Source organism: Streptomyces ureilyticus (genome assembly GCF_011045025.1).
In the GTDB taxonomy this organism is placed as follows: domain Bacteria; phylum Actinomycetota; class Actinomycetes; order Streptomycetales; family Streptomycetaceae; genus Streptomyces; species Streptomyces ureilyticus.
In genome coordinates, this window is record NZ_JAAKZX010000522.1 from 1 (window position 1) to 603 (window position 603).

The window sequence follows — 603 nt, forward strand, 5'->3', positions numbered from 1 at the left end:
ACCTGTACGTCGGCATGCCGTATGGCCCGGGCACCGGCGCCCTTCACGCCCTGCCGATGTCCAACGTGACCGCCGGCGGCGCGGTCGCCGCGGTCACCTCCTACCGGCCCGGCCAGGGCGGCCTCCCCTCGGTCGCCACCCGCTTCGGCTACGCGGCGCGGTAACCCACGAGCAGGGCCCCTGCCCTGAGCGGTTCGTACGAAAGGCGTCTGACCGGGAGAGTCCCGGTCAGGCGCCTTTGCGTTCACCCAAGGTCCAGATCCTCCTCCGTGATGTGCCGTGAGGCCTCGGTGTCCAAGCCCTCCGGGGAGCCCGGGAAGACCCAGAAACCCGTTGTACGTCGGGTCTCGGAACCGTCCTCGGAGCGTCGGTTGCCGGAGGCGGCGATCACGTCGAGGTGGCCGTCGCCGTTCACGTCGAGCAGGGGCTGCTTGGAGATCAGACGGTGGCGGATGTACGCCTTGTCGCCCTCGCCCGGGTCGCGGTTCTCTCCGTCCACACCTGTGGATTCCAGGTCCACTGCCTGGGGCTCCGTGGCCGTCGTGACATGGGCGACGTCGGGGACGAGGAAGACGAGCCCGTGGGCGCCGTTGACCGCCGGCG

At 70.5% G+C, this 603-nt stretch carries 1 pseudogene; it reads right to left on the minus strand.

Annotation, left to right across the window (positions count from 1 at the left end):
- Positions 1 to 244: 244 nt before the first annotated feature.
- Positions 245 to 603: pseudogene (locus tag G6048_RS48490) on the minus strand (hypothetical protein); the annotation flags it as partial.